General features: G+C 67.1%; 21 protein-coding genes and 1 pseudogene. 8 read left to right on the top strand and 14 right to left on the bottom strand.

Annotated features, from left to right (window positions below):
- The first annotated feature begins 21 nt into the window (after positions 1 to 21).
- The gene (locus tag E4P24_RS06475) at positions 22 to 1,518 is read left to right on the top strand and encodes a cryptochrome/photolyase family protein (RefSeq protein ID WP_188148257.1); all 1,497 of its coding nucleotides are present in this window, start codon (positions 22 to 24) and stop codon (positions 1,516 to 1,518) included.
- Positions 1,519 to 1,638: 120 nt separating this feature from the next.
- Here E4P24_RS06475 and E4P24_RS06470 read toward each other — a convergent pair whose 3' ends face one another.
- From E4P24_RS06470 to E4P24_RS06460, 3 genes are all read right to left on the bottom strand, one after another.
- A complete protein-coding gene (locus E4P24_RS06470; RefSeq protein WP_004043709.1) occupies positions 1,639 to 1,833 on the bottom strand; it encodes a cold-shock protein in 195 nt (64 codons plus the stop codon).
- An 85-nt stretch (positions 1,834 to 1,918) separates the two neighbouring features.
- Entirely contained in the window at positions 1,919 to 2,500 is a 582-nt protein-coding gene (locus E4P24_RS06465) for a peroxidase-related enzyme (protein WP_188148256.1), read from the bottom strand.
- A gap of 98 nt (positions 2,501 to 2,598) precedes the next feature.
- Entirely contained in the window at positions 2,599 to 3,093 is a 495-nt protein-coding gene (locus E4P24_RS06460; RefSeq protein ID WP_004063715.1) for a metal-dependent hydrolase, read from the bottom strand.
- A 96-nt stretch (positions 3,094 to 3,189) separates the two neighbouring features.
- On the opposite strand from E4P24_RS06460, the gene E4P24_RS06455 reads away from it, so the two are divergent.
- Positions 3,190 to 4,392, top strand: coding sequence for a mechanosensitive ion channel family protein (locus tag E4P24_RS06455; protein ID WP_188148255.1), 1,203 nt, complete (start codon positions 3,190 to 3,192; stop codon positions 4,390 to 4,392).
- Between the two features lie 80 nt (positions 4,393 to 4,472).
- Complete coding sequence (locus E4P24_RS06450) at positions 4,473 to 4,610, top strand: hypothetical protein (RefSeq protein ID WP_004043713.1); 138 nt, start codon at positions 4,473 to 4,475, stop codon at positions 4,608 to 4,610.
- 2 nt (positions 4,611 to 4,612) lie between these two features.
- Here the strand turns inward: E4P24_RS06450 and E4P24_RS06445 are convergent, their stop codons facing one another.
- Together E4P24_RS06445 and E4P24_RS06440 are read right to left on the bottom strand one after the other, a co-directional pair.
- Positions 4,613 to 7,078: a DUF5059 domain-containing protein gene (locus E4P24_RS06445; RefSeq protein WP_188148254.1), complete on the bottom strand. Its 2,466-nt coding sequence runs from the start codon at positions 7,076 to 7,078 to the stop codon at positions 4,613 to 4,615.
- A 72-nt stretch (positions 7,079 to 7,150) separates the two neighbouring features.
- The gene (locus E4P24_RS06440; RefSeq protein ID WP_188148253.1) at positions 7,151 to 8,743 is read right to left on the bottom strand and encodes a uracil-xanthine permease family protein; all 1,593 of its coding nucleotides are present in this window, start codon (positions 8,741 to 8,743) and stop codon (positions 7,151 to 7,153) included.
- A 127-nt stretch (positions 8,744 to 8,870) separates the two neighbouring features.
- Here E4P24_RS06440 and E4P24_RS06435 point away from each other — a divergent pair, with 127 nt between their 5' ends.
- Complete coding sequence (locus tag E4P24_RS06435) at positions 8,871 to 10,220, top strand: MFS transporter (RefSeq protein WP_115860055.1); 1,350 nt, start codon at positions 8,871 to 8,873, stop codon at positions 10,218 to 10,220.
- 39 nt (positions 10,221 to 10,259) lie between these two features.
- Here E4P24_RS06435 and E4P24_RS06430 read toward each other — a convergent pair whose 3' ends face one another.
- On the bottom strand, positions 10,260 to 10,733 hold the full coding sequence (locus E4P24_RS06430; protein ID WP_006600388.1) for a chemotaxis protein CheW: 474 nt from the start codon (positions 10,731 to 10,733) through the stop codon (positions 10,260 to 10,262).
- A gap of 249 nt (positions 10,734 to 10,982) precedes the next feature.
- Between E4P24_RS06430 and E4P24_RS06425 the strand changes: the two genes are divergently transcribed.
- Genes E4P24_RS06425 through E4P24_RS06410 form a run of 4 tightly spaced genes read left to right on the top strand, consistent with a single transcriptional unit; the run spans position 10,983 to position 16,041 of the window.
- The gene (locus E4P24_RS06425; protein ID WP_049896092.1) at positions 10,983 to 12,083 is read left to right on the top strand and encodes a chemotaxis response regulator protein-glutamate methylesterase; all 1,101 of its coding nucleotides are present in this window, start codon (positions 10,983 to 10,985) and stop codon (positions 12,081 to 12,083) included.
- A 2-nt stretch (positions 12,084 to 12,085) separates the two neighbouring features.
- The gene (locus E4P24_RS06420; protein WP_115802460.1) at positions 12,086 to 14,329 is read left to right on the top strand and encodes a chemotaxis protein CheA; all 2,244 of its coding nucleotides are present in this window, start codon (positions 12,086 to 12,088) and stop codon (positions 14,327 to 14,329) included.
- The gene (locus E4P24_RS06415) at positions 14,329 to 15,171 is read left to right on the top strand and encodes a protein-glutamate O-methyltransferase CheR (RefSeq protein WP_004063727.1); all 843 of its coding nucleotides are present in this window, start codon (positions 14,329 to 14,331) and stop codon (positions 15,169 to 15,171) included. Before E4P24_RS06420 ends, E4P24_RS06415 begins: the two co-directional genes overlap by 1 nt.
- Before the next feature lie 3 nt (positions 15,172 to 15,174).
- Positions 15,175 to 16,041, top strand: coding sequence for a CheF family chemotaxis protein (locus E4P24_RS06410; protein ID WP_004043721.1), 867 nt, complete (start codon positions 15,175 to 15,177; stop codon positions 16,039 to 16,041).
- 80 nt (positions 16,042 to 16,121) lie between these two features.
- Here the strand turns inward: E4P24_RS06410 and E4P24_RS19290 are convergent.
- The 8 genes and pseudogenes from E4P24_RS19290 to E4P24_RS06375 form a co-directional block, all read right to left on the bottom strand.
- A pseudogene (locus E4P24_RS19290) lies at positions 16,122 to 16,379 on the bottom strand (hypothetical protein); the annotation flags it as partial.
- A gap of 75 nt (positions 16,380 to 16,454) precedes the next feature.
- Complete coding sequence (locus E4P24_RS06405) at positions 16,455 to 17,468, bottom strand: CheF family chemotaxis protein (RefSeq protein ID WP_004063729.1); 1,014 nt, start codon at positions 17,466 to 17,468, stop codon at positions 16,455 to 16,457.
- Positions 17,469 to 17,569: 101 nt separating this feature from the next.
- Positions 17,570 to 19,312, bottom strand: coding sequence for an archaellar assembly protein FlaJ (flaJ, locus tag E4P24_RS06400; RefSeq protein WP_006600393.1), 1,743 nt, complete (start codon positions 19,310 to 19,312; stop codon positions 17,570 to 17,572).
- Positions 19,313 to 19,316: 4 nt separating this feature from the next.
- Positions 19,317 to 20,981 (bottom strand): type II/IV secretion system ATPase subunit, encoded by a 1,665-nt coding sequence (locus E4P24_RS06395; RefSeq protein WP_004043725.1) that lies wholly within the window; start codon positions 20,979 to 20,981, stop codon positions 19,317 to 19,319.
- The gene (locus E4P24_RS06390; protein ID WP_004063732.1) at positions 20,982 to 21,731 is read right to left on the bottom strand and encodes an ATPase domain-containing protein; all 750 of its coding nucleotides are present in this window, start codon (positions 21,729 to 21,731) and stop codon (positions 20,982 to 20,984) included.
- Complete coding sequence (locus tag E4P24_RS06385; protein WP_004043727.1) at positions 21,728 to 22,177, bottom strand: CARDB domain-containing protein; 450 nt, start codon at positions 22,175 to 22,177, stop codon at positions 21,728 to 21,730. The genes E4P24_RS06390 and E4P24_RS06385 overlap by 4 nt, the downstream gene beginning before the upstream one ends.
- Positions 22,178 to 22,615 (bottom strand): fla cluster protein FlaF, encoded by a 438-nt coding sequence (locus E4P24_RS06380; protein ID WP_004043728.1) that lies wholly within the window; start codon positions 22,613 to 22,615, stop codon positions 22,178 to 22,180. It lies immediately after the preceding gene.
- Positions 22,599 to 24,044, bottom strand: coding sequence for a flagella accessory protein C (locus E4P24_RS06375; RefSeq protein WP_083867098.1), 1,446 nt, complete (start codon positions 24,042 to 24,044; stop codon positions 22,599 to 22,601). Before E4P24_RS06375 ends, E4P24_RS06380 begins: the two co-directional genes overlap by 17 nt.
- Between the last annotated feature and the right edge of the window lie 231 nt (positions 24,045 to 24,275).

The following is a 24,275-nucleotide window of genomic DNA, read 5'->3' as shown; positions in this document are numbered from 1 at the left end:
TCCGCCGCCGAAGGGACGCCTATGACCGTCTGGGTCCTCGGCGACCAACTCGACCCGTCGGCCGCGCCGCTCCAGTCCGACGACCGCGTGCTGATGATCGAGGCGCACGCCTTCGGCGACCGACTGCCGTACCACCCCCAGAAGCTCGCGCTCGTCTTTGCGGCGATGCGGCACTTCCGCGACGACCTCCGCGAGCGCGGCTACGAGGTGACGTACCTCCAAACCGAGACGTTCGGTGAAGGGCTCGACCGCTACTTCGACGCCGCGCCCGGCGACGACCTCGTCGTGATGGACCCCCCGAGCCACGGCGCGGGCGAGCGGCTTCGGGAACTCGTCGCCGCCCGCGGCGGGTCGCTCACGCTCGTCGAGAACGACCTGTTTCTCACGACGCCCGCCGACTTCGACGACTGGGCCGGCGACACCGACAGCTACCGACAGGAACACTGGTACCGACACGCCCGCCGGCAGACGGGCGTCCTGATGGACGGCGACGACCCCGTCGGCGGCGAGTGGAACTACGACGACCAGAACCGCGAGACGCCGCCGGAGGGGTGGACGCCGCCCGAAGCGCCGCGGTTCGACCCGGACGAGACGACGCGCGAGGTCATCGAGTTCGTCTGCGAGCGCTACCCCGACGCGTGGGGGTCACCCGAACCGTTCGTCTGGCCGGTGACGCGCGAGGCGGCGAGACAGGCGCTGTCGCACTTCGTCGAGGTCCGCCTCCCCGAGTTCGGCCCGTATCAGGACGCGATGGTCGACGGCGAGTGGTCGCTCTGTCACTCGCTTCTGTCGGCGGCCATCAACCTCGGCCTGCTGCACCCGCGCGAGGCGGTCGAGGCCGTCGAAGAAGCCTACGAACGGGGCGACGCCCCGCTCAACAGCGCCGAGGGGTTCGTGCGGCAGGTCCTCGGCTGGCGGGAGTTCGTGCGGCACGTCTACCGGCGGTCGATGCCCGAGTTGGCCGAAGCGAACCAACTCGACCAGACCGAACCGCTCCCGGAGGCGTACTGGACCGGCGAGACCGACATGAACTGTCTGTCCGAGGCCGTGGGCCACGTCCGCGACCGCGGCTACGCCCACCACATCGAGCGCCTGATGGTGCTTTCGAACTTCGCGCTGGTCTACGGCGTCGACCCGGCGGAACTCGACCGCTGGTTCCATCTCGGCTTCGTCGACGCGTTCCACTGGGTGACGACGCCGAACGTGGTCGCCATGGGGTCGTTCGCCACCGACGTGCTCTCGTCGAAGCCCTACGCCTCGTCGGGCAACTACGTGAACGAGATGTCCGACTACTGCTCGTCGTGTCCCTACGCGGTGTCGAAGACGACCGGCGAGAACGCCTGCCCGTTCAACGCGCTCTACTGGGACTTCCTGAAGGAGAACGAAGCACGCCTCCGCGGGACGGGTCGGATGGGACTCATGTACTCTCACGTCGACCGCAAGGACGACGAGGAGTGGGAAGCTATCCGGGCGCGGGCCGACGAGATTCGGCGGATGGGCCGGGCGGGGACGCTCTGAGGCGGGCGACGGCCGACCTCCACGGCCGACGGCCACGACCCGCGAGCGCCGCGGCTAGCGGCCTGAAAATGCGGAACTCTGCTTCGCTGTCGAGTCGCCGTCGGTCGGAACGCGTCGGACTCAGAGCCGCGTGACGTTCGTCGCCCGCGGGCCTTTGTCGGCCTCCTCGATGTCGAACTCCACTTCCTGACCCTCTTCGAGGTCGGGACCCTCGATGTCCTCCATGTGGAAGAACACGTCGTCGTCGTGGTCGTCGGTCTCGATGAAGCCGTAGCCGCCGGAGGACTTGAAGAACGCAACCTTACCTTTCGCCATTGCGTGTCGAAACTCATCGGTTGGCGGCATAAGGATTCCGCCGATTGCTATCAATGACCGTGGTACTCGTTTACTCACCTTCGAGTCAGTCGTCGCGCGGCTCTCGGCCGAGGCTGTGAAACTCCTCGTTCGGCCGCATATCCGCGAACATCGCCATGCGGTTGCTGAGGTTGAAGAAGGCGGTAACCGCGCCGATGTCCCATATCGCCTCCTCGGAGAAGTCGGCGTCGCGGAGTCGCTGGAGGTCGTCTCCGCCGACCTCGACGGGCGACTCGGTGAGTTTGACCGCCACGTCGAGCATCGTCTTGTGTTTCTCGGGGATGTCGGCGGTGCGGTAGTTGGCGACCAGTTGGTCCGCGAGCAGCGGGTCTTTCGCGTAGATGCGGACCAGCGCTCCGTGGGCGACGTTGCAGTAGTAACAGTGGTTGACGCCGGAGACGGCCACGATAATCATCTCCACCTCGTGGCGTTCGAGGTCGGTGTCCTCGACGAGCGCGTCGTGGTACTCGAAGAAGGGTCGGAAGTGCGAGGGTTTGTACGCGAACGCGGCGAAGACGTTCGGCGTGAAGCCGGCGCGCTCGGTCTCGTCGTCGATGCGCTCGCGCAGGTCGTCCGGGAGGTCGTCGCGGTCGGGCACCGGAAAGCGGCGCATGGCGTCGTCGTCCATGCGTCTCCGGTCTCCCGGACAGACCTTAACGATTCCTCATATCCGAGGGGCGCTCGCCGTCCCGAGTCCGGGGTGTTCGACTCCGAGTTTCAGGGCGTTCAGAGCGCGACCGAGAGGTACGCCGCCGCGGCCACGGCGAACACGCCGACGGCGAACAGGCCGTAGTTGGCGACGGTGTTGTCCGCGGTCCACAGCGAGAGCGTGAACTTCCGGGACGAAAGCGGCCACAGGGGGCGGATGCCGGCGGGCGTCAGCACGTCGGCCGCGAGGTGCGCGAGGATGGTGAGCGCGCCCACGGCGAAGCCGAACGCGCCGAGGGTCGTCGCCGCAGCCTCGGGTTGGCCCGCGTTGCTGGCGAGGAGGTACGCCCCGCCGCCGCCGACGCCGCCGACGAGGGCGGCGAAGAGGACGGTGTGGGTCGGCCCGCGGTGGGAGATGCCGGGGACGCGCATGTCGTAGTCGGGGAGCATCGCCAGCCAGCACATCGCCGCGCCGGCGACGAAGGCGAGTTCGGGGCGGCCGGCCTGCACGAGCGCGAAGCCGAGCGGAGCGAACACGAGGAGCGAGACGCCCCAGTGACCGAATCGGTACATCTGGTGTGCCCTCGCTCCCGCGGCGAACAAAACCTTTCGGCCGCCGCGACCGTCAGCGGAGCAATCGTTATCTCCGGTGGCCGCGACTTTCGCGGCATGAGCCAACACCTCTCGTCGTTCCTCTCGGGTCTGTCGGCGCTTGAGGTGACGGCCCTCGTCTTACTCATCTCGGTCGGCGGCGCGTTCGTCATGGAGACGGTGGTCATCCGCCTCCTGTTTCGATACACCAGCCGAACCGAGACCTCCCTCGACAACATCGTCGTCCAAGAGCTTCGGTGGCCCATCGTCGTCACCGTCTCGCTGACGGGCGTCTTCCTGTTTTCCAGAGCCCCGGCGGTCGCGGAGGCGTTCGTCGTCGACGCGGCGACGCTCAACGACTTCTTCGGCCTACCGTCGCTGTCGGTCGGCATCGTCGTCTGGGCGTGGGCGCTCAACCGCCTCGTCAACCGCCTCGTCGACGCGGTCAAGGACAAGGGCAGTCGCTACGACTTCGCGCCCGTCTTCTCGAACGTCTGGACCATCGTCATCTCGGTCGGCACTATCGGCGCGCTCCTGTACATCTGGGGCATCGAAATCACGCCGCTTTTCGCCGGCGCGGGTATCGCCGGCATCGCCGTCGGATTCGCCGCCAAGGACACCGTCGCCAACTTCTTCGGCGGCATCGCGCTGTACTTCGACGACACCTACAAAATCGGTGACTACGTCGTCCTCGACTCCGGCGAGGCCGGCACGGTCGTCAAGGTCGGCATCCGCTCGACCACGCTTCTCACCCGCGACGAACTGCTCGTGACGGTGCCGAACTCGGTGCTCAACGCCGCCAAAATCATCAACGAGTCCGCGCCGAACCGCCGCCGCCGGCTGAAAGTCCCGGTCGGCGTCGCCTACGGTACCGACGTGGACGCGTTCGAGGAACTCCTGACCGACATCGCCCTCGACGAGCCGCTGGTCCTCGACAGCCCCCGACCCCGGCCGCGGTTCCGCCGGTTCGGCCCCGACGCGCTGGAGTACGAACTCGTCTGCTGGGTCAACAGTCCGCTCAAGCGCGGGAAGGCGACGCACAACCTCAACCGCGAGATATACAAGCGCCTGAACGACGCGGGCATCGGCATCCCGTTCCCCCAGCGGGACGTGCACGTCCACTCGGCGGACGCCGAGGCGACCCGGCAGTCGCCCGCGGCCGGGCTCCCGAACGGCGGCGTCCGGAAGCCGACGCGCGGCCGAGAGGCGGCCGACGAAGTGGTGGCCGGCGATGTCGCGGACGCGGACGCGGACGAAGACGACAGCGCCTACGACGAGTGAGCGCCCGGAGTACCCCGCCGTGGACACTCCGGGGCGACTCTCGCCGGGAACGTTAACCGCGATGCGGCCGTGGCTCGGATATGCTCCAACTCGGTCCCGTGGACGGGCTCATCGAGACGTTCGGCCCCTTCGCGATTCCGGTCCTGCTGTTCGCCGCCGGGTTCGTCGGCTACCTCGTGCTCGTCGCGCTCGGGCGGACCGGGCGCGACGGGAGTTGACTCTACTCCTCGACGACGATGGTACCCGTCATGCCCGCGGCCTCGTGGGGCACGCAGTAGTACGCGTGCTCGCCGGCCGTCTCGAAGGTGTGGACGTAGGACTGGCCAGACTGGACCGCGCCCTTCCCTTCGCTCCAGCCGGTCTCGGCCGCTTCTTGGGACTCGAAGCCGCCTGAGGCCCAGTACGCCGCTCCCTCGGGGAGTTCGTCGCCGTAGGCCGTGACCGAGTGGGCCTCGCCGCCGACGTGCTCGAACGCGACGGTGTCGCCGGCCGATACCGTCAGTTCCGCCGGCTCGAACGCGACGGCGGACATCTCTACGACGTGGTCGGCGTCCTCGGGGACGCCCTCGACGACGTTCGGCCCGCCGGACAGCGCCGCGTCGGCGGAACCGCCGTCTTCGGAGCCGCCCGCCTCGGGGGCCTTGCCGACTTCACCGACGACGGCGAACTGGGCGCGGGCGGTCGCCGTCGCGTACGCTTCTGCGGCGGCGTCGACTTCGCTTCCGTCCGCTAACGCGTCGACGTAGTCGGACAGCGCCGCCTCGAAGCCCTCGTAGGCGTCGCGGTCGCCCCCTTCTAAGGCCTCGTGGACGCGGGCCTCCTCGAACGTCTGGAAGACGCCGGTCATGCGCTCCGAGGCGGCGGCTCCGAGGCCGGCGTCCGCGGCCGCGGTGGCGACGACGGCGTACATCGAATCGACAGCCCGCTGGCCGTAGGTCTTGGCCGCGCCGTAGGCGTCGCCGCCCTCCTCGGCCGCGGTTCGGACCGACCCGAGCGCGCCCTCGAACGACTCGTAGAGGTCGTGGTCGGCCTCTTCCAAGGTCTCGTGATAGCCGCCCGCGCCGCTCTCGAAGAAGGCGAAGGTGGACTGGACGACCGAGCCGGCGCGGGCCGACGCGCCGACCTGCGCGAGCGCGGCGGCGTCGAATCCGCGGGCACCGAAGAACGCGGCCTCCGCGGCCGACACTTCGGCGGTCGCGCCGACGGCCGCCTCGAACTCGAACAGCGCGTCCATCGCGCCCTCGGCGTGGGCCGCGGCGGCGTCGGCGTTGCCGGCGGCCGCGTCCTCGACGAGGCCGGCGAGATGCTCCTCTTCGAAGCGGTGATAGAGCTCTTCGGACTCCTCTTCGACGGACTCGTGGAGGTTCGCCTCGTTCTCTTCGAACCGGGCGAAGAGGGATTCACCGATGGCGGCGGCGCGGTCCGTCTCGCCGACGGCGACCAGCTCGCGGGCGTCGCCGAGGCGGGCGCGGAAGAACGCCGCTTCGAGCACCGTCGCGGCCTCGCCGCCGACGAGCGCCGAGATTCCCGCGAGCAGGTTCTCGTCGACCGTCGCCACCGCCTCCTCGGCCGCCGCACCGTCGCCCGATTCGGCGGCCTCGGTCAGCGATTCCAGCCCGCCCTCGAAGCCCTCGTAGGCGTCGTGGTCGGCCTCCTCTAACGCCTCGTGCGCTCGCGCGCCTTCGAAGTGGGCGAACACGTCGCTCGCGACAGTCGCGGCGAAGTCGGCCTCGCCCGCGGCGACCAGTCGTGGCACGTCGGCGGCGCGGGCGCGGTAGAGCGACAGCGCGGCCGCGTGGGCGAACTCGTCGCCGGGACCGCCGAGCCCGGCGAGCACCTCGGCGTCGAAGCCGACCGCCTGCATGAGCGCGAGGTGACCCGCCCCCGCGACCGCCTCGGGAGCGAGTTCGTAGCTCGCGTCGACCGTCGCGTCGGCGGCGGTCCGGGCCGAGGCGGCGATGGTCTCGGCGTCGCCAGCGTCGGCCGCGCCCTCGACGGCCGCCTCGAACGTCTCGTACAGTTCGCCCGAGGCGGACTCCAGCGACGAGTGGGCGGGCGCGTCCTCGAAGTCCTCGTACACCGCGTTCGCCAGTTCGGCCGCGGCGTCGACCTCGCCGGCCGCGGCGAGCAGACCGGCGTCGCGGGCGCGAGCGCCGAACAGCAGGACCTCCAGCGCGTCGACCACGGCGGCGTCGACGCGGCCGCGCTGGGCCGCAAGCAGGTTGTCGGCCGCCTGCACCGCGAGGTCCGACCCGCGCTCGGCGTCGCCGGCGGCGTACGCCTCTCTCGCGCCGCCGAGGTGCGATTCGAACGTCTCGTAGTTCTGTTCGTTCGTCGCCTCCAACTGCTCGTGTGCGCCCCACTCGCCCGATGACTGCTCGAAGCGGGCGAACACGTCGCCGGTGACGCGGGCGGCGGTGCCCAGTCGCCCCGCGGCGGCCAGCGCGACGGTGTCGTAGAGGCGGGCGCGCATCGCGTTCCACTCGGCCGCGACGGCGACGGCGGCGTCGATGCTCACCGACGACTCGGCGTCCTCGGTGGTCGTTTCGGCCGCGGTCTCCGTCTCCGAATCGGTCTCGGCGGCGGTGGTCGTCTCATCGCTCGATTGGCCGTTGCAGCCCGCGAGCCCCGCGGTCGCGACTGCGAGCCCCGTCGTCTGCAAGAGACGTCGTCTGCTGTATTCCATGGTTTTAGGCACACCTAATAGTAGAAAAACGCGTCGATTTTTAGGCAGGCCGAAAAATCCTCGTCGTCCGGGTCAGTCGGCCGTCGCGGACTCGTCGCCGCGGAAGCGGTCCAGCGCCGACTCGAAATCGTCGTCGTCTTCGACGGTGTCTTCCCACTCTTCGAGGCCGCGTTCGGCGCGGGTCCCCGCGATGGTGTTGTCGAAGAAGAAGGCGATGAGGCCGCCGACTGCCATGCCGGTCGAACCGATGACGAAGACGGTGTCGGCGACGAGTTGGGTCCCGAGGACGGGGCCGACGAGCGCGACCTGTCGCATCCCCTCGCGGAACGCCGCCGCGCTTCCGACGTTCCCCATGTAGGCGGGGACGGCGAGACCGGCGAACATGGCGACGCCGACGATGAACACGTTCCGGGAGGAGTCGAGGTCGACGTACTTCAGGTTCGAGAGGCCGACGGCGACGATTTGGCCGAACATGGCGACGTAGAGGCCGCCGACGATGGGGTCGGGAATCGTCGCGATAAGCTGGCCGAAGTAGCCGACGAAGCCCATGACGAGCATCACGACCGCCCCGACCTGCACGACGTAGCGGGAGGCCACGCCCGTCAGGCCGATTGCGCCGATGTTCTCGGAGTAGGAGGTCGAGCCGCTGCCGCCCATGACGGCCGAGAAGACGTTCATCGCACCCTCCATGCCGATGCCGTGATTGATGCGGCGCTCGGAGGGCGCGCCGACGCCCGAGAGCCGGGCGACGGCGTGGTAGTCACCGAACGATTCGACCATCGAGGCCGCGACGCCGGCGAGCATCCCGATGATAAAGGAGGTCGTGAACTGCGGGATGCCGAAGGCGACCGACCCCACGACGGGGAGCGAGACGGTCGTCGTCCCCGCGCCGCCCGCGAAGCCCCACTGAAGCGGGTAGATGGGCATGAGCGCCGGGGCCTCGATGACCGTCTGGAGGTTCACGTAACCCGCCGCGCCGGGCGCGATGACGCCCGCGACCGAGAGGCCGGCGGCGACGACGTACGAGACGATGACGCCGAGCAGCACCGGGAACAGCTTGAACGCCGGGTGCGCGGTGTCGAGATACTGCGAGAACAGGACGATGAGCGCGAGCGTCAGGCCGAGGAGCCACCAGTTGTTCGTGGCGGACGCGACCTGCGGGGCGTTGAAAAGCGACAGTCCGATGAGCGCGATGGTCGGCGCGATGACGACCGGCGAGATGAACTTCCGGACGCGTCCGAGCAGGCCGAAGTAGCCGACGAACACCTCGACCACGGCCGCGACGATAATCGCGCCCTGGAGTTGCAAGAGCGCGCTCTGCCACGCGACGCCCGACTGGTCGGCCGCCGTCGCCACGCCGATGACGGCGAGCGCCGGCGCGAGCATCGAGAAGGGCGCGCCCTGCACGATGGGGTAGCGGTTCCCGAACGTCGTCTGCATCAGCGTCGCGATGCCGGAGACGACGAAGAACGTCCCGACGAACCGCGGAATCACGTCGGCGGGCATGCCGAGGGCTCCGGCGAGGATGAGGGGGACGGCGATGTTCGCGCCCACCATGGTGAGGTAGTGTTGGGCGCCGAGAAGGAGAGCGGTCGGAAGAGGCGGTTTGTCGTCGATACCGTACTGCACGAACGAGGAGGGAGAGGAGTCGTCCGTCACGACCATCCCCCCGTATGTGGCGGTTCGCTCCCGAGCATAGTTGTCCGAGGATTTTGTTCAGACTATATATGTCCTGCTTTTCGCGCGCGTTCGGGGAGTAACGACTTTGTTTCACCGGTTTCATTCGTGACGTGTGACCGACCGACACGGCGCTTCGGCGGCGGGGAACCGCGACCGATGGCTGTTCGGCTGGGCGCTGGGCTACGCCGCGGTGGGCGCGTCGTCGCTCGTCGTCCCGCTGTACGCCATCGAACTGGGGGCGAGCGCGCTGTTCGTCGGCCTCATCGCCGCGACCGCCGCCTTCGCCGGCGCGCCGGGCGCGGTACTCTGGGGCAGACTGGCCGCCCGCGCGAAGCGCCGACGGCCCTTCATCCTCGTCGCGCTCGCGGCGACCGCGGGCGCGCTGGCTCTCACCGCCGTCGCCGCATCGCCGGTCGCGGTCCTCGTCGCCAACGCCCTCCTGTGGTTCGCCGTCGCCGCGGCCGCACCGGTGTTGAACCTCATCGTCGTCGAGGGCGTCCCCTCGAAGGAGTGGGACCGCCGCTTCGGCGTCCTCAACCACTATCAGGGCTACGGCTGGCTCGGCGGCCTCGTCGTCGGCGCGGTCTGGTCGGCGCTGGCCCCGCGGCTGTTCGGCCTCGACGCGCTGTCGGTCCAGCGGCGGTTCCTCGTCGCGGCCGCGGTCGCCGCCGCCCTCGGGGCCGTCCTCGTCCGCGTCTGGTACCCCGAGCGCTCGACGGTGTCGACGCGACGGTTCGCCCGCGTCTCGGCCAGTATCCGTCGACAAAGCGGCCTCGTCGGGCGCTCCGTCCGCGCGGTCCCGTACGGTCCCTCGCGGCTCTACTGGGCGCTCCAGAGCCTCGACCTCGACGACCTCCGAGCGCGGATGAGCCCCGACCTCCTCCGGTATCTCGCGGCCGCGACGCTGTTTTTCGTCGGCTTCTCGGTGTTCTTCGGGCCGTTGCCCGCGTACCTCGTCGACTCCGGGCGGACCGCCGACGAGGTGTTCGCCCTGTTCGTCCTGTCGAGTCTCGGGTCGGCGGCGAGCTACGCGAAGGTCGGCGCGTTCGCCGCGCGACACGACCCCCGTCGCCTCCAGGCCGGCGCGCTGGCGACCCGCGGCCTCGCCTTCCCGGCGGTCGCCGTCGTCGGCACGCAGTTGGCCGCGTTCGCCGCGCTCGTCACGCTCGGCGCGACGTTCCTCGTCATCGGCGTCACGTGGGCGGTCATCGCGGTGACCGCGACGGGGCTGGTGACGCGGCTCGCGCCCGACCGGATTCGCGGGGAGGCCCTCGGCGCGTACACGGCGCTTTCGAGCCTCGGCGGCGGGGTCGGCTCGGCGCTCGGCGGCCTCGTCGCGGACGCCGCCGGCTACGTCGCGGCGTTCGGGCTCGCGGGCGTCGTCGTGGGCTGTGCGCTCGTCGTGGTGTTGCTCACCGGCGGTCGGGGCGTCGCGGCGGGAGAGCAGTCGCTCGCCGATTAGGGTCTCGAAAACGAAAGCGGGGCCGGTCGTCGAACCGCCTTACTCGATGGCGTGCACCGGCGAAATCCAGACGACGAGGTCGCCGTCGCGCTTGATGACGCCCTCGATGGAGTCGTCTTTTTCCAGCGGCGGGTCCTCCACGTCGTCCATCGAGACGCGCACGACCTGGTACACCTCGTCGACGAGCCAGCCGGTCGCCGCCTCGTCTTCGAACTTGTTCGGGTCGAAGATGACGATGCGCTTCGACTCGCCCCCGGCGTCGATGCTGAGAAGCGACTTCGGATTGATGATGGACGTGGTCCGCCCGCGGAGGTCCATCACGCCCTCGACGTAGTCCGGCGCGTTCGGCACCGCCGTGAGCTGGCCCTTGTCGACGATTTCGCTCACGTACTCGATGTCGACGCAGTACGTCTCCGGTCCGAGTTGGAATTCCAGCACCTGTACTTCTTCGGCGGAGTCCTCCGCGTCGGTCTCGTCCGCGCTCATCTCGGTCGTGATTGCATCTTGTCGCATGGTCAACCCCGGCGGCGACATCCGCCGCCACCTGTCTGCTTCAGAGTGGTGAGATTCAGCGTATAAAGATACGTACTCGATTATCAGCCGTGATTATCCCCGCCGAGTGTTTATATACCCGATTTCCGAACCACGGAGGTAGATGAGCGGTCAACGAAACGGCACACTAACGAAGCCACCGAGCCCTCGGCGGGGGACCCACTCGACGACTCAGCGGGACCGTCGTCTCGGCACCAACGGGTGGGGGCGATGAGTTCGACCGCCGGCGCGGGACCGACGCGAGCGGTCGTCGTCGACGACTCGCGGTTCATGCGGACGCTGATTCGCACGCTCCTCGAAGACGCAGACGTCGAGGTCGTCGCCGAGGCGGCCGACGGCCGCGAGGCGATTTCGGTGGTCGAGGAGAACCGACCGGACGTGGTGACGATGGACATCGAGATGCCCGAGATGAACGGCCTCGACGCGGTCGAGGCCATCATGGAGGAGTGTCCGACGCCCGTCCTCATGCTCTCGGCGCACGCCGAGGAGGACGCCGACGTGACGTTCGAAGCGCTCGACCGGGGGGCGGTCGACTTCGTGACGAAACCGGGCGGCGAAGTCACCTCCGAGATGCCCCGCGTCAAACGGGAACTGGTCGAGAAGATTCAGTCCGCCGCGGCGGTCGACCTCTCGGCGACGCGCCGGGGCTCTCGCCCACCGAAAGCGGAGTCGAAGTCGCCGGCGACCGCGGGGTCGACATCGGCGGCGTCGGAGACGACCGAGTCGCTCCCGACCGAGGGCTCGACGCTGATTATCGGCGCGTCCACGGGCGGGCCGAACGTCGTCGAACGAGTGCTCGCGGCGCTCCCCGCGGAGGCCGGCCTCCGCGTGCTGGTCGTCCAGCACATGCCGGCCGGCTTCACGAAGCGCTTCGCGGCGCGGCTCGACGGCCGCTGTGACTACGAGGTCCGCGAGGCCGAAGACGGCGAGCGAATCGGCCCCGGACAGATTCGAATCGCACCGGGCGGCTCGCACCTCCTCGTGACCGGCGACCGCGCGGGACGCCTCCGGCTCGAACTCTCCGACGACGAGCCGCTGCACGGCGTCAAACCGGCTATCGACCTCACGATGGCGTCGGCCGCGGAGGCGGTCGACGCGCCGCTGGCCGGCGTCCTGCTCACGGGTATGGGCCGCGACGGCGTCGAGGGGATGACCCGAATCGAGCGGGCGGGCGGCCACACGGTCGCACAAGACGAAGCTACCTCCGCAATCTTCGGAATGCCGAAGCGGGCCATCGAGGCCGGCTGTGTCGACACCGTCGCGGCCGACGGGCGAATCGCGGACGAAGCACTCAGCGGGCTCACTACCTGACCATGGACGAAGAACTCTACCAAGCATTCATCACCGAGAGCGAAGAGAGCATCACGCAGTTGAACAACTCGCTTCTGTCGCTGGAGTCGAACCCGGACGACACCGAGGCCATCGACGACATCTTCCGGCAAGCCCACACGCTGAAGGGGAACTTCGGCGCGATGGGCTTCGACAACGCCGCGACCGTCGCCCACGCCGTCGAGGACCTCCTCGACGAGATTCGCCACGAGCGACTCGACGTGACGGCCGAGCGGATGGACCTCGTCTTCGACGGGATGGACCTCATCGTGGACATCCTCCACGACATCGAGGAGAACGGCGAGTCAACCATCGACCCGAGCGACACGGTCGAGGAGATTCGCGCGGCCGTCGAGGACGGCGGTGACGCGGGAAACTCGAATCCGGCGGCGTCTGACGAGGCCGACCGCGAGTCGGTCGACCTCGGCTCTCTCGCCGCCGACTGCGTCGACGCGGACGCGTTGGACGCGACCACACTCACCCACGCCCACGTCGAACTCGACGCCGGCCAGATGAAGGGCGTCGACGCCGGCATCTTCCTCAGCAGCATTCCCGAGGACCTCGACGTGGTCGGAGCGAACCCGCCCCGCGACGCCATCGAAGACGGCGAGTACGGCGACGGCTTCGACCTGTTCGTCGCGGAGCGCGACGCCGCCGTCGTCGAGAGCGAACTCGACGGCCTCTGGAAGGTTTCCGCGGTCGAGACGACCGACGTATCCGACGCGCTCGCCGCCGGGGACGCGACCGCGACTGCAAGCGACGCGCCGGCCGCCGACTCCGACGCGGACGCCGAGAGAGACGCCTCGGCGCCGGACGAGACCGAGCCGAGCGCCGACGCCGACGCTGACGCTGCCGGCGACACCGGCGCGGACGCGGCCACCGACGAACAGGCGGGCGACGACGGCTCCGAGGGAGACGCCGACGGAGCCGAATCGACCGACGGCGACGGCGAAGACGACGCGGACGACGCGGACGAGGGCGACGGCGCGGAGCAGAAAAAGGAGGCACGCTCCATCTCGGCGGTCAAGTCCGTCCGCGTGGACGTCGACCAACTCGACGAACTCCACGAACTCGTCGAGCAGTTGGTCACGAGCCGAATCAAGCTCAGAAACGCCATCGACGTGGGTCAGACGACGGCGCTCGACACGCTCGACGAACTGGACAAAATCTCGTCGAACCTCCAGAACACCGTGATGGACATGCGGCTCATCCCGCTGAAGAAGGTGTTCGACAAGTTCCCCCGACTCGTGCGCGACCTCGCCCGCGAGCAGGACAAGCGCGTCTCGTTCAAAGTCGAGGGCGCGGACATCGAACTCGACCGAACCATCCTCGACGAGATTTCCGACCCGCTGATGCACGTCCTCCGGAACGCCGTCGACCACGGCATCGAAGCCCCCGACGTTCGCGAGGCGAACGGCAAGTCCCGCACGGGGACCATCCGGCTCTCCGCGCGCCGCCAACACGACACCGTCATCGTGACCGTCGAGGACGACGGGAGCGGCATCGACGCCGACGCCGTCCGCGAGAAGGCAATCGACAAGGGCGTTGCGACCCGCGAGGAACTGGACCAGATGCCCGACAGCGAGGTGTACGACTACATCTTCCATCCCGGCTTCTCGACCAACGACGAAATCACCGACGTGTCCGGCCGCGGCGTCGGCATGGACGTGGTGAAGACGACCGTCGAATCGCTCGACGGCTCGGTGTCGGTCGAGAGCGACCCCGGCGAGGGGAGCACGTTCAACATCCGGCTGCCGGTGTCGGTCGCCATCATCAAGGTGCTTTTCGTCCAGGTCGAAGACCGCGAGTTCGGCGTCCCCATCAAGTACATCGACGAGATTAGCCGCCGCGACCGCGTCCAGACGGTCAACGGCGCGGAGGTCATCGTCCACGAGGAGACCATCTTCCCCCTGATTCGGCTCCGCGAGGCGCTGGAAATCGACTCGCCCGAGCCCGACGACGGGATGGTGGTCCGCATCCGCCCCGACGACAGGCAGGTCGCGCTCCACTGCGACGGCGTGACGAAACAGGAGGAGGTCGTCGTGACGCCCCTCCAAGGGCCGCTGTCGGGCGTCGGCGGGCTGTCGGGGACGGCCGTCATCGGCGACGGGAACGTCATCCCGATTCTCGACGTGTCGACGCTTCAACTTCCCGCCGACGGCGAGCAGGCGATGCGCGAGTTCGACCCGAGCCAGCTCCCCGACACCGCCGAGGAGGCGGCCGACTGATGCCGTCGTCGGCGACCGACGACCCGGCGTTCGACCGGCTCTTGGACTACATCGAAGACTCCCTGCAGTTCCAGACGAGTTCGTACAACGACGCCTACCTCGACCGCCGAATCTCCGCCCGGATGCGGCGACGACGCGTCGACGACTACGGGTCGTACCACGACCTCCTCACCGACGACGAAGAAGAACAGCAGGCGCTCCTCGACGCGCTGTCGGTCAACGTGACGAGCTTCTTCCGCAACCCCGAGGTGTGGGAGGCGCTCCGGGAGGTGCTCCGCGACCTGAGTTCGCGGGGGAGCCGCCACGACCCAATCAAGATATGGAGCGCGGCCTGCTCGGACGGCCGCGAGGCCTACTCGCTGGCGATGCTCGCCCACGACGACGACCGAGTCGACGAGCGCCGCATCGAAATCGTCGGCACGGACATCAAACGCGAGATTCTGCGCGCCGCCAGAGCCGGCGAGTACCGCGCCTCCGAGACGAACGACGTGGCCGAACAGCTCGACCCCATCGGCCGCTGGGAGCGCTTCGTCGACCGCGACGACGACACCTTCCGGGTGAAAGACGCCGTCACCGACATGGTCCGCTTCGAGCGGCGGGACCTCATCCGCGAGGAGCCGCCGGGGACGTTCGACCTCGTCGTCTGCCGGAACCTGTTCATCTACATCAACGCCGAGTCGAAGCGCGCCGTCTTCGAGACGCTCGGCTCCGCGCTGAACCCGGACGGCTACCTCACCATCGGCATGACCGAAACCATCCCGCCGACGTGCAGACAGCAGTTCGACCCCGTCGAGAAACGACTCCGCATCTACCGCGCGAGCGACGCCGCGGTCGGGAGGTGAGCGATGAAACCCGGTGAGCAAAAGCTCGGGGACACGCGCGGGCGGTTCCTCCAAGTCGTCAAGAACGGCCGGGAGATGCACGACGTGGACTGGACGAGCGGCCGCATCCTGCTTTCGAACCGGCGGCTCATCCTCGCGGGCACGGGCGGCAAGCGGACGATTCAGCTCTCGAAGATACAGGAGTTCGGCGGCCGGTACGACGTGAACCAACGCATCGCGACCGTCTCCGACTACTTCAGCGTCCACATCCCGTCGGGCGTCGTCCTGCTCGCGCCCGTCGACTACGACGAGTTCGAGACGGACTTCTTCGGCGCGCTCCTCAACACCGAACAGTTCCTCGCGCGACACCCCGCCGTCGCCGGCGGCGTCGTCCAGAACACCGAGTGGGAGAAATCCCGGCTCAAAGTCGAGACGGAGGCCGTGAGCATGGCGACCGTCGGCGGCAAGTTCGTCGAGATACGGCTCGACGACATCGGCGACGTGAAGACCGGCGAGCGGACCATCGTCGACGAACACCGCAGCGTCATCGAGGTCGAACACTCCGACGACGAGGGGACGAGCCTCCAGACGTACATCTCCGGCTCCGACCGCGCCGTCAGTTTCCTCTACACGCTCCTCCGCGAGGGCGAGGAGCTTTCGGAGACCTCCATCGAACTGAGCGAGACGGACAAACAGGTCCTCACGGCGCTGTACTCCGGCGTCTCGCCGTTCGACATCCCGAACTTCCTCGGCCTCGACGTGGACGAGGTCGAGGAACTCTTTCAGCGACTCATCGACCACAACGTCGTCGAGGAGATTCGCGTGCGCCACGAGGTGCAACTCAACGCCCGCGGCCGCAGTATCGCGTCGGACGCCATCAACGAGCAGTAGCCAGCATTCGGTTTTTCGCGGCGCAGTCGTCGAACCGAGAGCGACGCGTCGCGCTCGTCAGTCGTCGCTCGCGCGCTGAGAGGCCCGTTGCCCAGGCCATGAATCGCGAGGATTGGTAAAAGAGCGCTCATGACGCCGACTATGCTGTACCAGAAGTGGTCGTTCGGCCCGGACCATCGCCAGCGGTACGCGGGAAAGGCAACGAATCCGAAGCCCACAATTGTGTACGTGAGAAGCAGGGTGACGCCGACCAACGCGTCGCCGTGTCGGAAGCCGAAGGAGTAGCTGACCACGCTTCCGATTGCCAGGCCCACGAGCGACGAAGTCCGCGTCCGCATGGTGTCTGATTAGTTGACCAGTTGATGGTTCTTCGCAACCACCCGACGGAACCGATTCCGCCAGAAAAAACAGCGTCAGACGTTCACGTCTTCGATTTCCTCGTTGACGACGAACCGCCCTTGCGGCGTCAGCGAGGTCGGCAGTTCGTCGTCGCCGATGAGTTCCTCCTCGTGGAGCGTCTCCAGTTCCGCTTCGAGGACTTCCTCTTCGACGCCGAGGAGTTCGCTGAAGTCGACCTCGGCGGCCATCTCGCCGGCGGAGTACAGCCCGACGAGGACTTCGAGGCCCTGTTCGGTGATTTCGACGTCGCGGACGCCCGACTTTATCCAGTGGTAGACGAGTCTGAGGTAGCGCCCGAGGATGTTCATCTTCCGCCGCGAGTCGAGCGTTATCTCGGAGGTGACCGTCTGGCCCTGTTTGACGTGCTGGACCGAAAGCACCAGTCGCGTTTCGCCGTCGACGGTCCGTTCGAGCACCTCGAAGAAGATGACGCTCGCGAGGTCGATGTGGAACGGCTCGCCGTTCTCCGTGAGCGGGCCGTCGTCGTCGGGGAACGTGACGGCCTCGTAGTCGAGATGCAGGCCCGAGGGTCGGCGCTCCGTGTCGAGGACGCGGCCGCCGATGCGGGCCGGGTGGGTAACCTGCGCGCGCGAGCCGTTGAGCGCCGCGCGGAACAACAGCAGCGAGAACTTCTCGATGGTCTCGCGGTCGCCGCCGATGACGGTCGTCCGTCGCTGGCGGCCGATGATGTAGCCCACCATCACGGTGTAGTCGAAGAACTCCTCGACCTCCGGGGGGACCTGCCCGACGGCGATATCGAAGATGGAGGTGATGGGGATGACGGTCTTGGCCTTCGAGGTGGCGAGGATGAGCCGCCGTTGGCTCATCAGGACGCGCCCCTTGACGGGTTCGAACGAGGCGTTTCCGCCGGCGACGAAGTTGGCGACGAAGTCGACGACGATGGATTCGCCGTCGCTGGTCCGTTTTTCCGTCTGCTTCTTCGAGCGCTCCCGCTCTTGTTCCTCGCGTTCGTCCGACGGTTCGGACTTCTTCCGGCGGTACGCCTGCAGGAGATCGCTTTTCGCCACGTCGCCCCCCTCGGGCGCGCGGGAACGGGCCTCCTGTGCGGTCTGTTCGCCACCTGTGTCTGGCATCGTATCTCGGGTCTGTCTCTGTGGTCCGTCGTCAGTCATACACTAATCAGCGCTCCTGCGAGCGACGAGGTCGCGACCGCCATCAGGGAGCCAACCCAGACGAGCATCACGAAGTGGAGGTACGCGTTCGCCTTGTGCCCCCCGTCGACCATCCGAATCATGAGCGACGACAGGAGGGCGTTGAACAGGATGATGAGCGTCAGCATGTACTCGATAAAGGGCACGTCGTAGACGCCGGCGTAGATGAGCGTCCCGAACTGGAGGCTGTCGAGGTTCATCTCCGTCGAAAACGACGCGAGAATCTCGACGACTTCCAGCCCGATGAAGAAGGCGAACGACGCGGAGGCCGTGATGCCGTAGAGGACGCCGATGAGCGTGACGGTCGACTGCTTCCGCTGGCGACGGAGCTTGATAATCTCGTTCATGTTGCGGCTGATGAGTTCGCCGAGAAGCTTCGGCTTGCCACCCATCGACCGGCCGACGTTGTACATCTCGGAGAACTTCTGGACGAGGTAGGAGTTCGTCTCCGCGGTGAAGAAGAACCACGAGCGGTCGGGGTCGAGTCGCATCCGAAGCCGCGTGTACAGCCGGGCGATTTCACGCGAGAGGACGCCGAAGTCCTTCGTCTTGAGCGTCTTCAGGACGGCCGTCGTCGTGCTCTGTTTCGCCGTCTCCGAGGCCCCGAGCGCGCGGATGAAGCCGGGGTACTCCTCGTCGCGCTCGCCGATGCGTTTCTCGTGGCGGCGCGCGACGATACCGGGGACCGCGAGCGGCGTCAGCGGGGTCGAGATGAGAAGCGGAATCGGGAGCTCAATCATGATGGGCCGAACCGTCGCGCCGACGGGAGTCAGATTGAACGTGCCCAACGCGAGCACGAGCACCATCGTGATAGAGAGGCCGACCGCGCCGTACAGCGTGATGTCTATCTGCCGGTTCGCCTTCGTCCGGTACTCCCGCTGGTGGTACCACAGCGGGTCGTGCGGCGACATCGTCCGGATGACGAAGTAAAAGCCCAACTGCACGAAGACGAACAGCACGATGACCGCGCCGATGGTCATCGTCGCGTCGGTCCCCGTCAGGATGGGGAGCACGATGGCGTTGATGATGGCGAACGTCATCGACAGAATCATCGAGAGGTAGAGGTCCTTCATGACCTCCAGGTTCCCGAGGGCGCTCTCGTAGACGGTGATGTACTTCTGAATCATCGCGTTCTGCTCGCCGAGGAGGAAGTCGTCGATGCTCTGCCCCGCGTTGATGGAGTACGCGAGCCGGTCGAGGAAGTCGGCGAGCGGCTTCGACGGGACCTCCCGCGCCCGGCGCTGACAGGCGTCGTCGAGCGACTGGTTCCACGCGTCGACGAGCTGGACGATGCGGTTCATCTCGGTCGCCAACTCGCCGTACTCCTCTTCGCGCGCGAGCGTTCGGAACACGGCGACGCGGTCGATGTTCGTCGTCGAGAGCACGGTCATGTGCGTGATAAGCAGGTGCAGTTGGTTCTCCAAGCTGCGGCGCGTCTGTTCGACGAGGAGCCGCGGGTAGAGGACGGCCCCGCCCAAGAGCAACACGCCGAGGAGGAACACGGGGATGCGGACGAGGAGGGGAAGGGGAAGCGCGATGGCACCGGCCACAGAGAGGAAGAAAAACACGATGGCAGGGCCGAGCACCGCGAGCAGGTACCGCGGCAGCTCCATCGGCATCTGCTCGTACGACTCGATGATGTCGCTGATGAAGTCCCGGACCTGCACCGCCTGCATCGACGTGCTCTGTTCCCCTGCCATCTCGTTACACCCTCGCCATGTCGAACGGCAGTCCTTCGACGCCGTCGCGCTGGTAGTCCTCGATGAGCTCGTTCACCTCGTGGTAGCCGAGGACGTTCTCCTGAATCGCCCGGCGGACGAGTTCGGCGCGGAACTGGATGTCGTCGTAGATTTTCCGCGTGTCGTCGTAGCCGAGGAGCGTCGCCACCTTCTGTTCCATGATGAAGGAGTTGTTCATCCCCTGGAAGACGATCTCGTCTTGGACGGGGTCCCAGTAGAACGCCTCGCGGGTGACGACGCCGCCCATCTCCTTCGAGTAGCCCTCGATTTCTTGGACGCTCGTCACCCGGCGGAGGATGTCGTTGCCCCGGCGGACGCGGTTCTGGAACAGCGCGATGTCGCAGTTGTCCATGAACGTCTCGGGGACGTTGATGGGGTCGCCGGTGAAACGCTGAATCATCGAGACGATGTCGGACGCGTGGAACGTCAGCATCACCGGGTGGCCGGTCTGGGCCGCCTGGAACGCCATGCGCCCCTCCTCGCCACGGACCTCCCCGACGATGATGTAGTCGGGGCGAGAGCGGAGCGCGGCCGCGACGAGGTCGAACATGTCGACTTCGGAGTCGGAGCCGCGGCCCTCGCGGGTGAGCAGTTGCTGCCACGTGTCGTGCGGCGGGAGCACCTCGGCGGTGTCCTCCGCCGTGTAAATCTTCGAGTCCTGCGGGATGAACGAGAGGATGGCGTTGAGCGTCGTGGTCTTGCCCGACGCCGTCTCCCCGACCACGAAGATGGTTCGTTCGTTCTCCAGCGCGATCCAGAGGTACGCGGCCAACTCCGGCGAGAGCGTTCCCCACTTCGTAATCTGGAAGATCGAAAGCGGCACGTCGTCGCCCTGACGGATGGTGAGCGACGACCCCTTCAGCGACACGTCGTCGGAGTAGATGATGTTGATACGCGAGCCGTCGGGGAGCGTGGAGTCCACGATGGGGTGGGCGTCGGAGACGGGGTCACCGATTCGTTCGCCCATGTTGCGGAGCCAGTTGTCGAACTGCTCCGTGCTGTCGAACTCGACGCTCGTCTCCAGGAGGCCGAACGTGCCGTGGTCGACGTCGACCTGGGCGGGACCGATGACGTGAATGTCCTCGTTCTCCGGGTCGCGCATGATGGGTTCGAGCGGCCCGAGGCCGACGATGTCGCGGACGAGCCGGTACTGTATCTTGTCGTACGTCGTCTGCGAGACTTCGATGCCGGCCACGTCGAGTCGCTTGGCCACGGAGCCGAGCGGCCCGCGGTCGTCGCCCTCGATGTGGACGATTTCGGAGAGCAACTCCTCGATGCGCTCCTCGTAGTCGGCGCTTTCTTCGGGTGCCGGCTTCGAGACGCTGCGTTCGAGGAGTTTGTCCTTGACCCGGCCGAACACCTCGAGTTCGTCGTCGTCCATCTCGGGTTCGATGGTGTAGTACTTCGTCGTCTCGCCGAAGTTGCCGTATATCTGGCAGAACACGGGGCCGCCCAGCGGGTAGATGATGTTCGGACGCCGGGACTCGTAGTCGCCCGGCTCGTCGACGAGCATCGGGAACTCGCCGGTAATCTGCCGGAACCGCTTGAGGTGGTCCCGCAGGTGCGGCCACTGCATCGCGAGGCGCTTGAGGTCGTCCGACAGCCTGGCGGAGCCGTGTTCGGTCGCCATCTACGCCACGCTCCTCGACTCGATGACGAGCCCGATACCCGACCGGACCGAGAAGCCGACGCGGTCTCCGACCTGCTGGCCCATCCCCGCGAAGCGCTTCACGAAGATGTTCCGGCGAACGTCGTTGCCGACCTCCACCATCTCCAGTTCGAAGTAGACGTCGGCGATAGAGCGGAACGGGCCGATAGAGCCCTCGTCGACCGACGACGGGTCGACGGTGATGATGATGGTCTTGCCCTTCGTCGTCAGCTCGCGGAAAAACGAGATGATTTCGAGGGCGGCCTGCCGCTCGTCGTTCTGCCGGACCAGCGCCTCGAACTGCGGGTCGTTGCGCAGGATGGCGTCGAACGTGTCGATGATGATGACGTCGGCGTCCCAGAGCGTCTCGGCGTCCATCAGCCGCCGGAGGAGCTGTTTGCGCTCCTCTTGGCTGCTCCCGCCGGAGAGCGCGCCGCTGCTGTCGATTTCGGCCTGAAGGAACAGAATCTGCTCGTCGAGCAGATGCTTGACGATGTCGTACGAAAGCGAGTGCATCTGGTCGAGGAAGCCGCGGACGCCCAGCTCGGTCGAGACGAGCGTCACCACCGTTTCCTCGTCGCAGAGGCCGTAGCTGAATCGCTGCGACAGCACGCTTTTGCCGGCGCCGTAGTCCCCTTCGATGAGGACGATGGCACCCTTGGGGATGCCGCCGCCGAGTTCCTTTTCGAGACGGTCGTGCCCGGATAGCCCGAGAGAGAATTGACTGCTCATGGTACGCGGAATTCGAACACCTCTTCGTCACCGTCGACGACGATTGTCATCCGGTAGTCGCCCGAACTCAGCGCGATGTCCGTCACCGTGAGTTCGATGACGTTGCTCGGCCGCCACTCGGTGCCGTCGACGACGTTCACCGTGACGTTGGTCTGATACTGTCCGCCGACGATGATATCGAAGCCGCCGCTGGCCGCCGGGAGCGTCCTGAGGCCGGTGTTCTTGACGTATATCGAGAGGTTGTCGCTCCCGCCGTCGTAGACGCCCGCCTGCGGGTCGCTTATGACTTCGATGTCTGTTCTGATCTCTGTGCTCACGTCGCCGCCGCGCTCGTCGAGCGAACTGCTGATACCGGTCACGGTGTCGATGAGGACGCCCGAGACGCCGGCGGCGACGACGATGCTGGCGATGAATAGGATGAGGCTCGGAACGGAGATGTCGGCCATCTAGCTCACCGCCTCCGTGGCTGCGACGCCGCTTCCGGTAACGACTTTCACCCGTTCGGGGGTTGGGTCGGCGTCCACGACGAACGAGAGGTTCTCGCCGGCGTACCAGAGGTCGGTTCCGGCGTCGCCGTCGACGCTCGCGTTGGCCGACGGCACGTCGACGTAGGCGTTGTCGACGAGCAACGTGGTCTCGCTCACCGAGAGCGTCTCCGAACCGACGTTCGTCAGGTTCACCGTGAGGCTCGTGTTGTTCGTGTCGTAGGTCGCGTTCGTGACGGCGATGTCCGTGTTCGTCCGTTCGAGCGCCCGCTCCGCGTCGGCGTCCTGCGCTTCGAGTACGTTCTCCGACGCGTTGGATGTCGCCGTGTACAGCGTTCCCGTGGCGATGAGGACGCCGAGGAAGATGATGGCGGTCGAGCCGCTAACACCGAATCCCATCGAATCTCCCCCCGTAGGCGACCAACTCCTCGTACAGCTGTCCCCGCGGAACGTCCTCCGCAAGCCGGCAGACGTACGCGAGGCTCGTCTGGTGGTCGTCGATGCGGAGTTCGTGGTCGTCGGCGTCTTCGACCGACGGCGCTATCTGTCCGACGTGGGCGTTCAGCTCGCTCTCGACGGCGCGCGATATCCAGTCCTGCTCCCGATACTGGCGGAGCGCACGCGACGCGCCGAGCGCGCCGCCGACCGTGACGAGGTGTTCGGCCCACTCGAGGACGAGCACCTCGGAGACGTAGTTCGACGGGAGCGTCGCCAGGTAGGCGTCGGACTCCTCGACCGACGCGGACGACTCGGGTTCCGCGACCGCGCCGTCCTCGTCGTCGTCCGACAGTTCGTCTTTGGTTCCCGCCGCAGTGGCGTACTCGGCCTCCAGTTCGTCGAGCGTCTTGCGGACGTCGCCGTCGGCGTCCTGCTCGCCGTCCTCAATCTCGGGGGCCGGGTCGGTCTCGGATTCGTCGGACATCTCGTCGCCCGGTTCGTCGTCTTCCTCCGCGTCGTCCGCCGTCTCGGAGTCGAGCGGGTCGGCGTCGTCGAGCGCGTCGTCGTCCTCGTCTTCGAGGTCGACCGCCGCGTCGTCGAGGTCCGTTTCGGCGTCGTCCGCCGCCGCGTCGTCCTCGTCGTCCCAGCCGTCGCCCTCCTCGTACTGTTCTTTGAGGTCGTCGAAGCTCGCGCCGCCCGCACCGCCCGCGTCGTCGGTCTCGTCGGCTTCGTCGGCTTCTCCGTCCTCGTCGTCGAGCACGTCCGCGGGGCTCTCGCGCTCCGCTTCCGCGAGTTCGTCCTCCGCGGCGAGCTCCGCTTCTTTCGCGCCCTCCTCGGCGTCGAGTTCGCCGAAGTCGTCGTCGAAGAACGACTCGGCGTCGGCGTTCGCCACCTCGGGGTCGAGATGCTCTTCGTCCTCGGCTTCCGCCTCGAAGAGGCCGAACGCGCCGCCGCCGTCGAGGCCGCCCATCTCGCGGGCGTCGTCGACGAACGGGTTGATGCCGCGGGTGACCATCTCGTAGATGTCGAGCAGTTTGCGAATCGTGTCGTCGAGCTCTTCGACGGTCTCTCCGATCTGTTTGTTCTCTTCGCGGACGGTGTTCATCCCCGACGAGATGGCGCTTACTTCGTTCTCGAGTTCGCCGACGCGATCTTCGAGCTCTGCGAGTTCCTCGCTGTTGTCGTCACCGAATCCGCCGAATTCGTCGTCGTCGAATCCGTCGTCGAGGTCGTCGCCGAAGTCACCAAACTCGTCGGAGAGGTCGTCGATTCCCTCCTCGAATCCAAGTCCATCGTCTGATGACATATGTTGTTCTTCCGTGTCCGTTTCGTCCCCGGTGTCGGCCGTGTCTTCGTCGTTCTGCCACTCCATCATGCTCGCGGCGAGCACCTCCGCACCGCCTGCGGGGCGATTCGTTCGAGCGACGGCCTGTCACCCGGCCGAGCGGCGAACCGGCCGGGGAGGTCCGACGCACTCGGGGGAGCAGGTAACATTGGTGCAAGGTACGTAAGTCGGTACAAGAAAGTTCCCGTCCCGTTATCAGTCCCGATATTTTCGCGGTTATGAATTTCTGTGCGACGATCGTGTAATAAAAGTCAGACGACGGCGTAGCGGCGGTAA

It is taken from the genome of Haloferax sp. AS1, assembly GCF_014530665.1.
GTDB lineage: Archaea > Halobacteriota > Halobacteria > Halobacteriales > Haloferacaceae > Haloferax > Haloferax volcanii.
This window is presented reverse-complemented; position numbering and strand designations above follow the sequence as displayed.

Coding starts and splice junctions, on each gene's coding strand:
- E4P24_RS06415 (WP_004063727.1), top strand. CDS start 14,329: ATGCCGTCGTCGGCGACCGACGACCCGGCGTTCGACCGGCTCTTGGAC.
- E4P24_RS06465 (WP_188148256.1), bottom strand. CDS start 2,500: ATGGACGACGACGCCATGCGCCGCTTTCCGGTGCCCGACCGCGACGAC.
- E4P24_RS06425 (WP_049896092.1), top strand. CDS start 10,983: ATGAGTTCGACCGCCGGCGCGGGACCGACGCGAGCGGTCGTCGTCGAC.
- E4P24_RS06475 (WP_188148257.1), top strand. CDS start 22: ATGACCGTCTGGGTCCTCGGCGACCAACTCGACCCGTCGGCCGCGCCG.
- E4P24_RS06390 (WP_004063732.1), bottom strand. CDS start 21,731: ATGAGCAGTCAATTCTCTCTCGGGCTATCCGGGCACGACCGTCTCGAA.
- E4P24_RS06430 (WP_006600388.1), bottom strand. CDS start 10,733: ATGCGACAAGATGCAATCACGACCGAGATGAGCGCGGACGAGACCGAC.
- E4P24_RS06410 (WP_004043721.1), top strand. CDS start 15,175: ATGAAACCCGGTGAGCAAAAGCTCGGGGACACGCGCGGGCGGTTCCTC.
- E4P24_RS06450 (WP_004043713.1), top strand. CDS start 4,473: ATGCTCCAACTCGGTCCCGTGGACGGGCTCATCGAGACGTTCGGCCCC.
- E4P24_RS06455 (WP_188148255.1), top strand. CDS start 3,190: ATGAGCCAACACCTCTCGTCGTTCCTCTCGGGTCTGTCGGCGCTTGAG.
- E4P24_RS06385 (WP_004043727.1), bottom strand. CDS start 22,177: ATGGCCGACATCTCCGTTCCGAGCCTCATCCTATTCATCGCCAGCATC.
- E4P24_RS06380 (WP_004043728.1), bottom strand. CDS start 22,615: ATGGGATTCGGTGTTAGCGGCTCGACCGCCATCATCTTCCTCGGCGTC.
- E4P24_RS06470 (WP_004043709.1), bottom strand. CDS start 1,833: ATGGCGAAAGGTAAGGTTGCGTTCTTCAAGTCCTCCGGCGGCTACGGC.
- E4P24_RS06420 (WP_115802460.1), top strand. CDS start 12,086: ATGGACGAAGAACTCTACCAAGCATTCATCACCGAGAGCGAAGAGAGC.
- flaJ (WP_006600393.1), bottom strand. CDS start 19,312: ATGGCAGGGGAACAGAGCACGTCGATGCAGGCGGTGCAGGTCCGGGAC.
- E4P24_RS06445 (WP_188148254.1), bottom strand. CDS start 7,078: ATGGAATACAGCAGACGACGTCTCTTGCAGACGACGGGGCTCGCAGTC.
- E4P24_RS06395 (WP_004043725.1), bottom strand. CDS start 20,981: ATGGCGACCGAACACGGCTCCGCCAGGCTGTCGGACGACCTCAAGCGC.
- E4P24_RS06460 (WP_004063715.1), bottom strand. CDS start 3,093: ATGTACCGATTCGGTCACTGGGGCGTCTCGCTCCTCGTGTTCGCTCCG.
- E4P24_RS06440 (WP_188148253.1), bottom strand. CDS start 8,743: ATGGTCGTGACGGACGACTCCTCTCCCTCCTCGTTCGTGCAGTACGGT.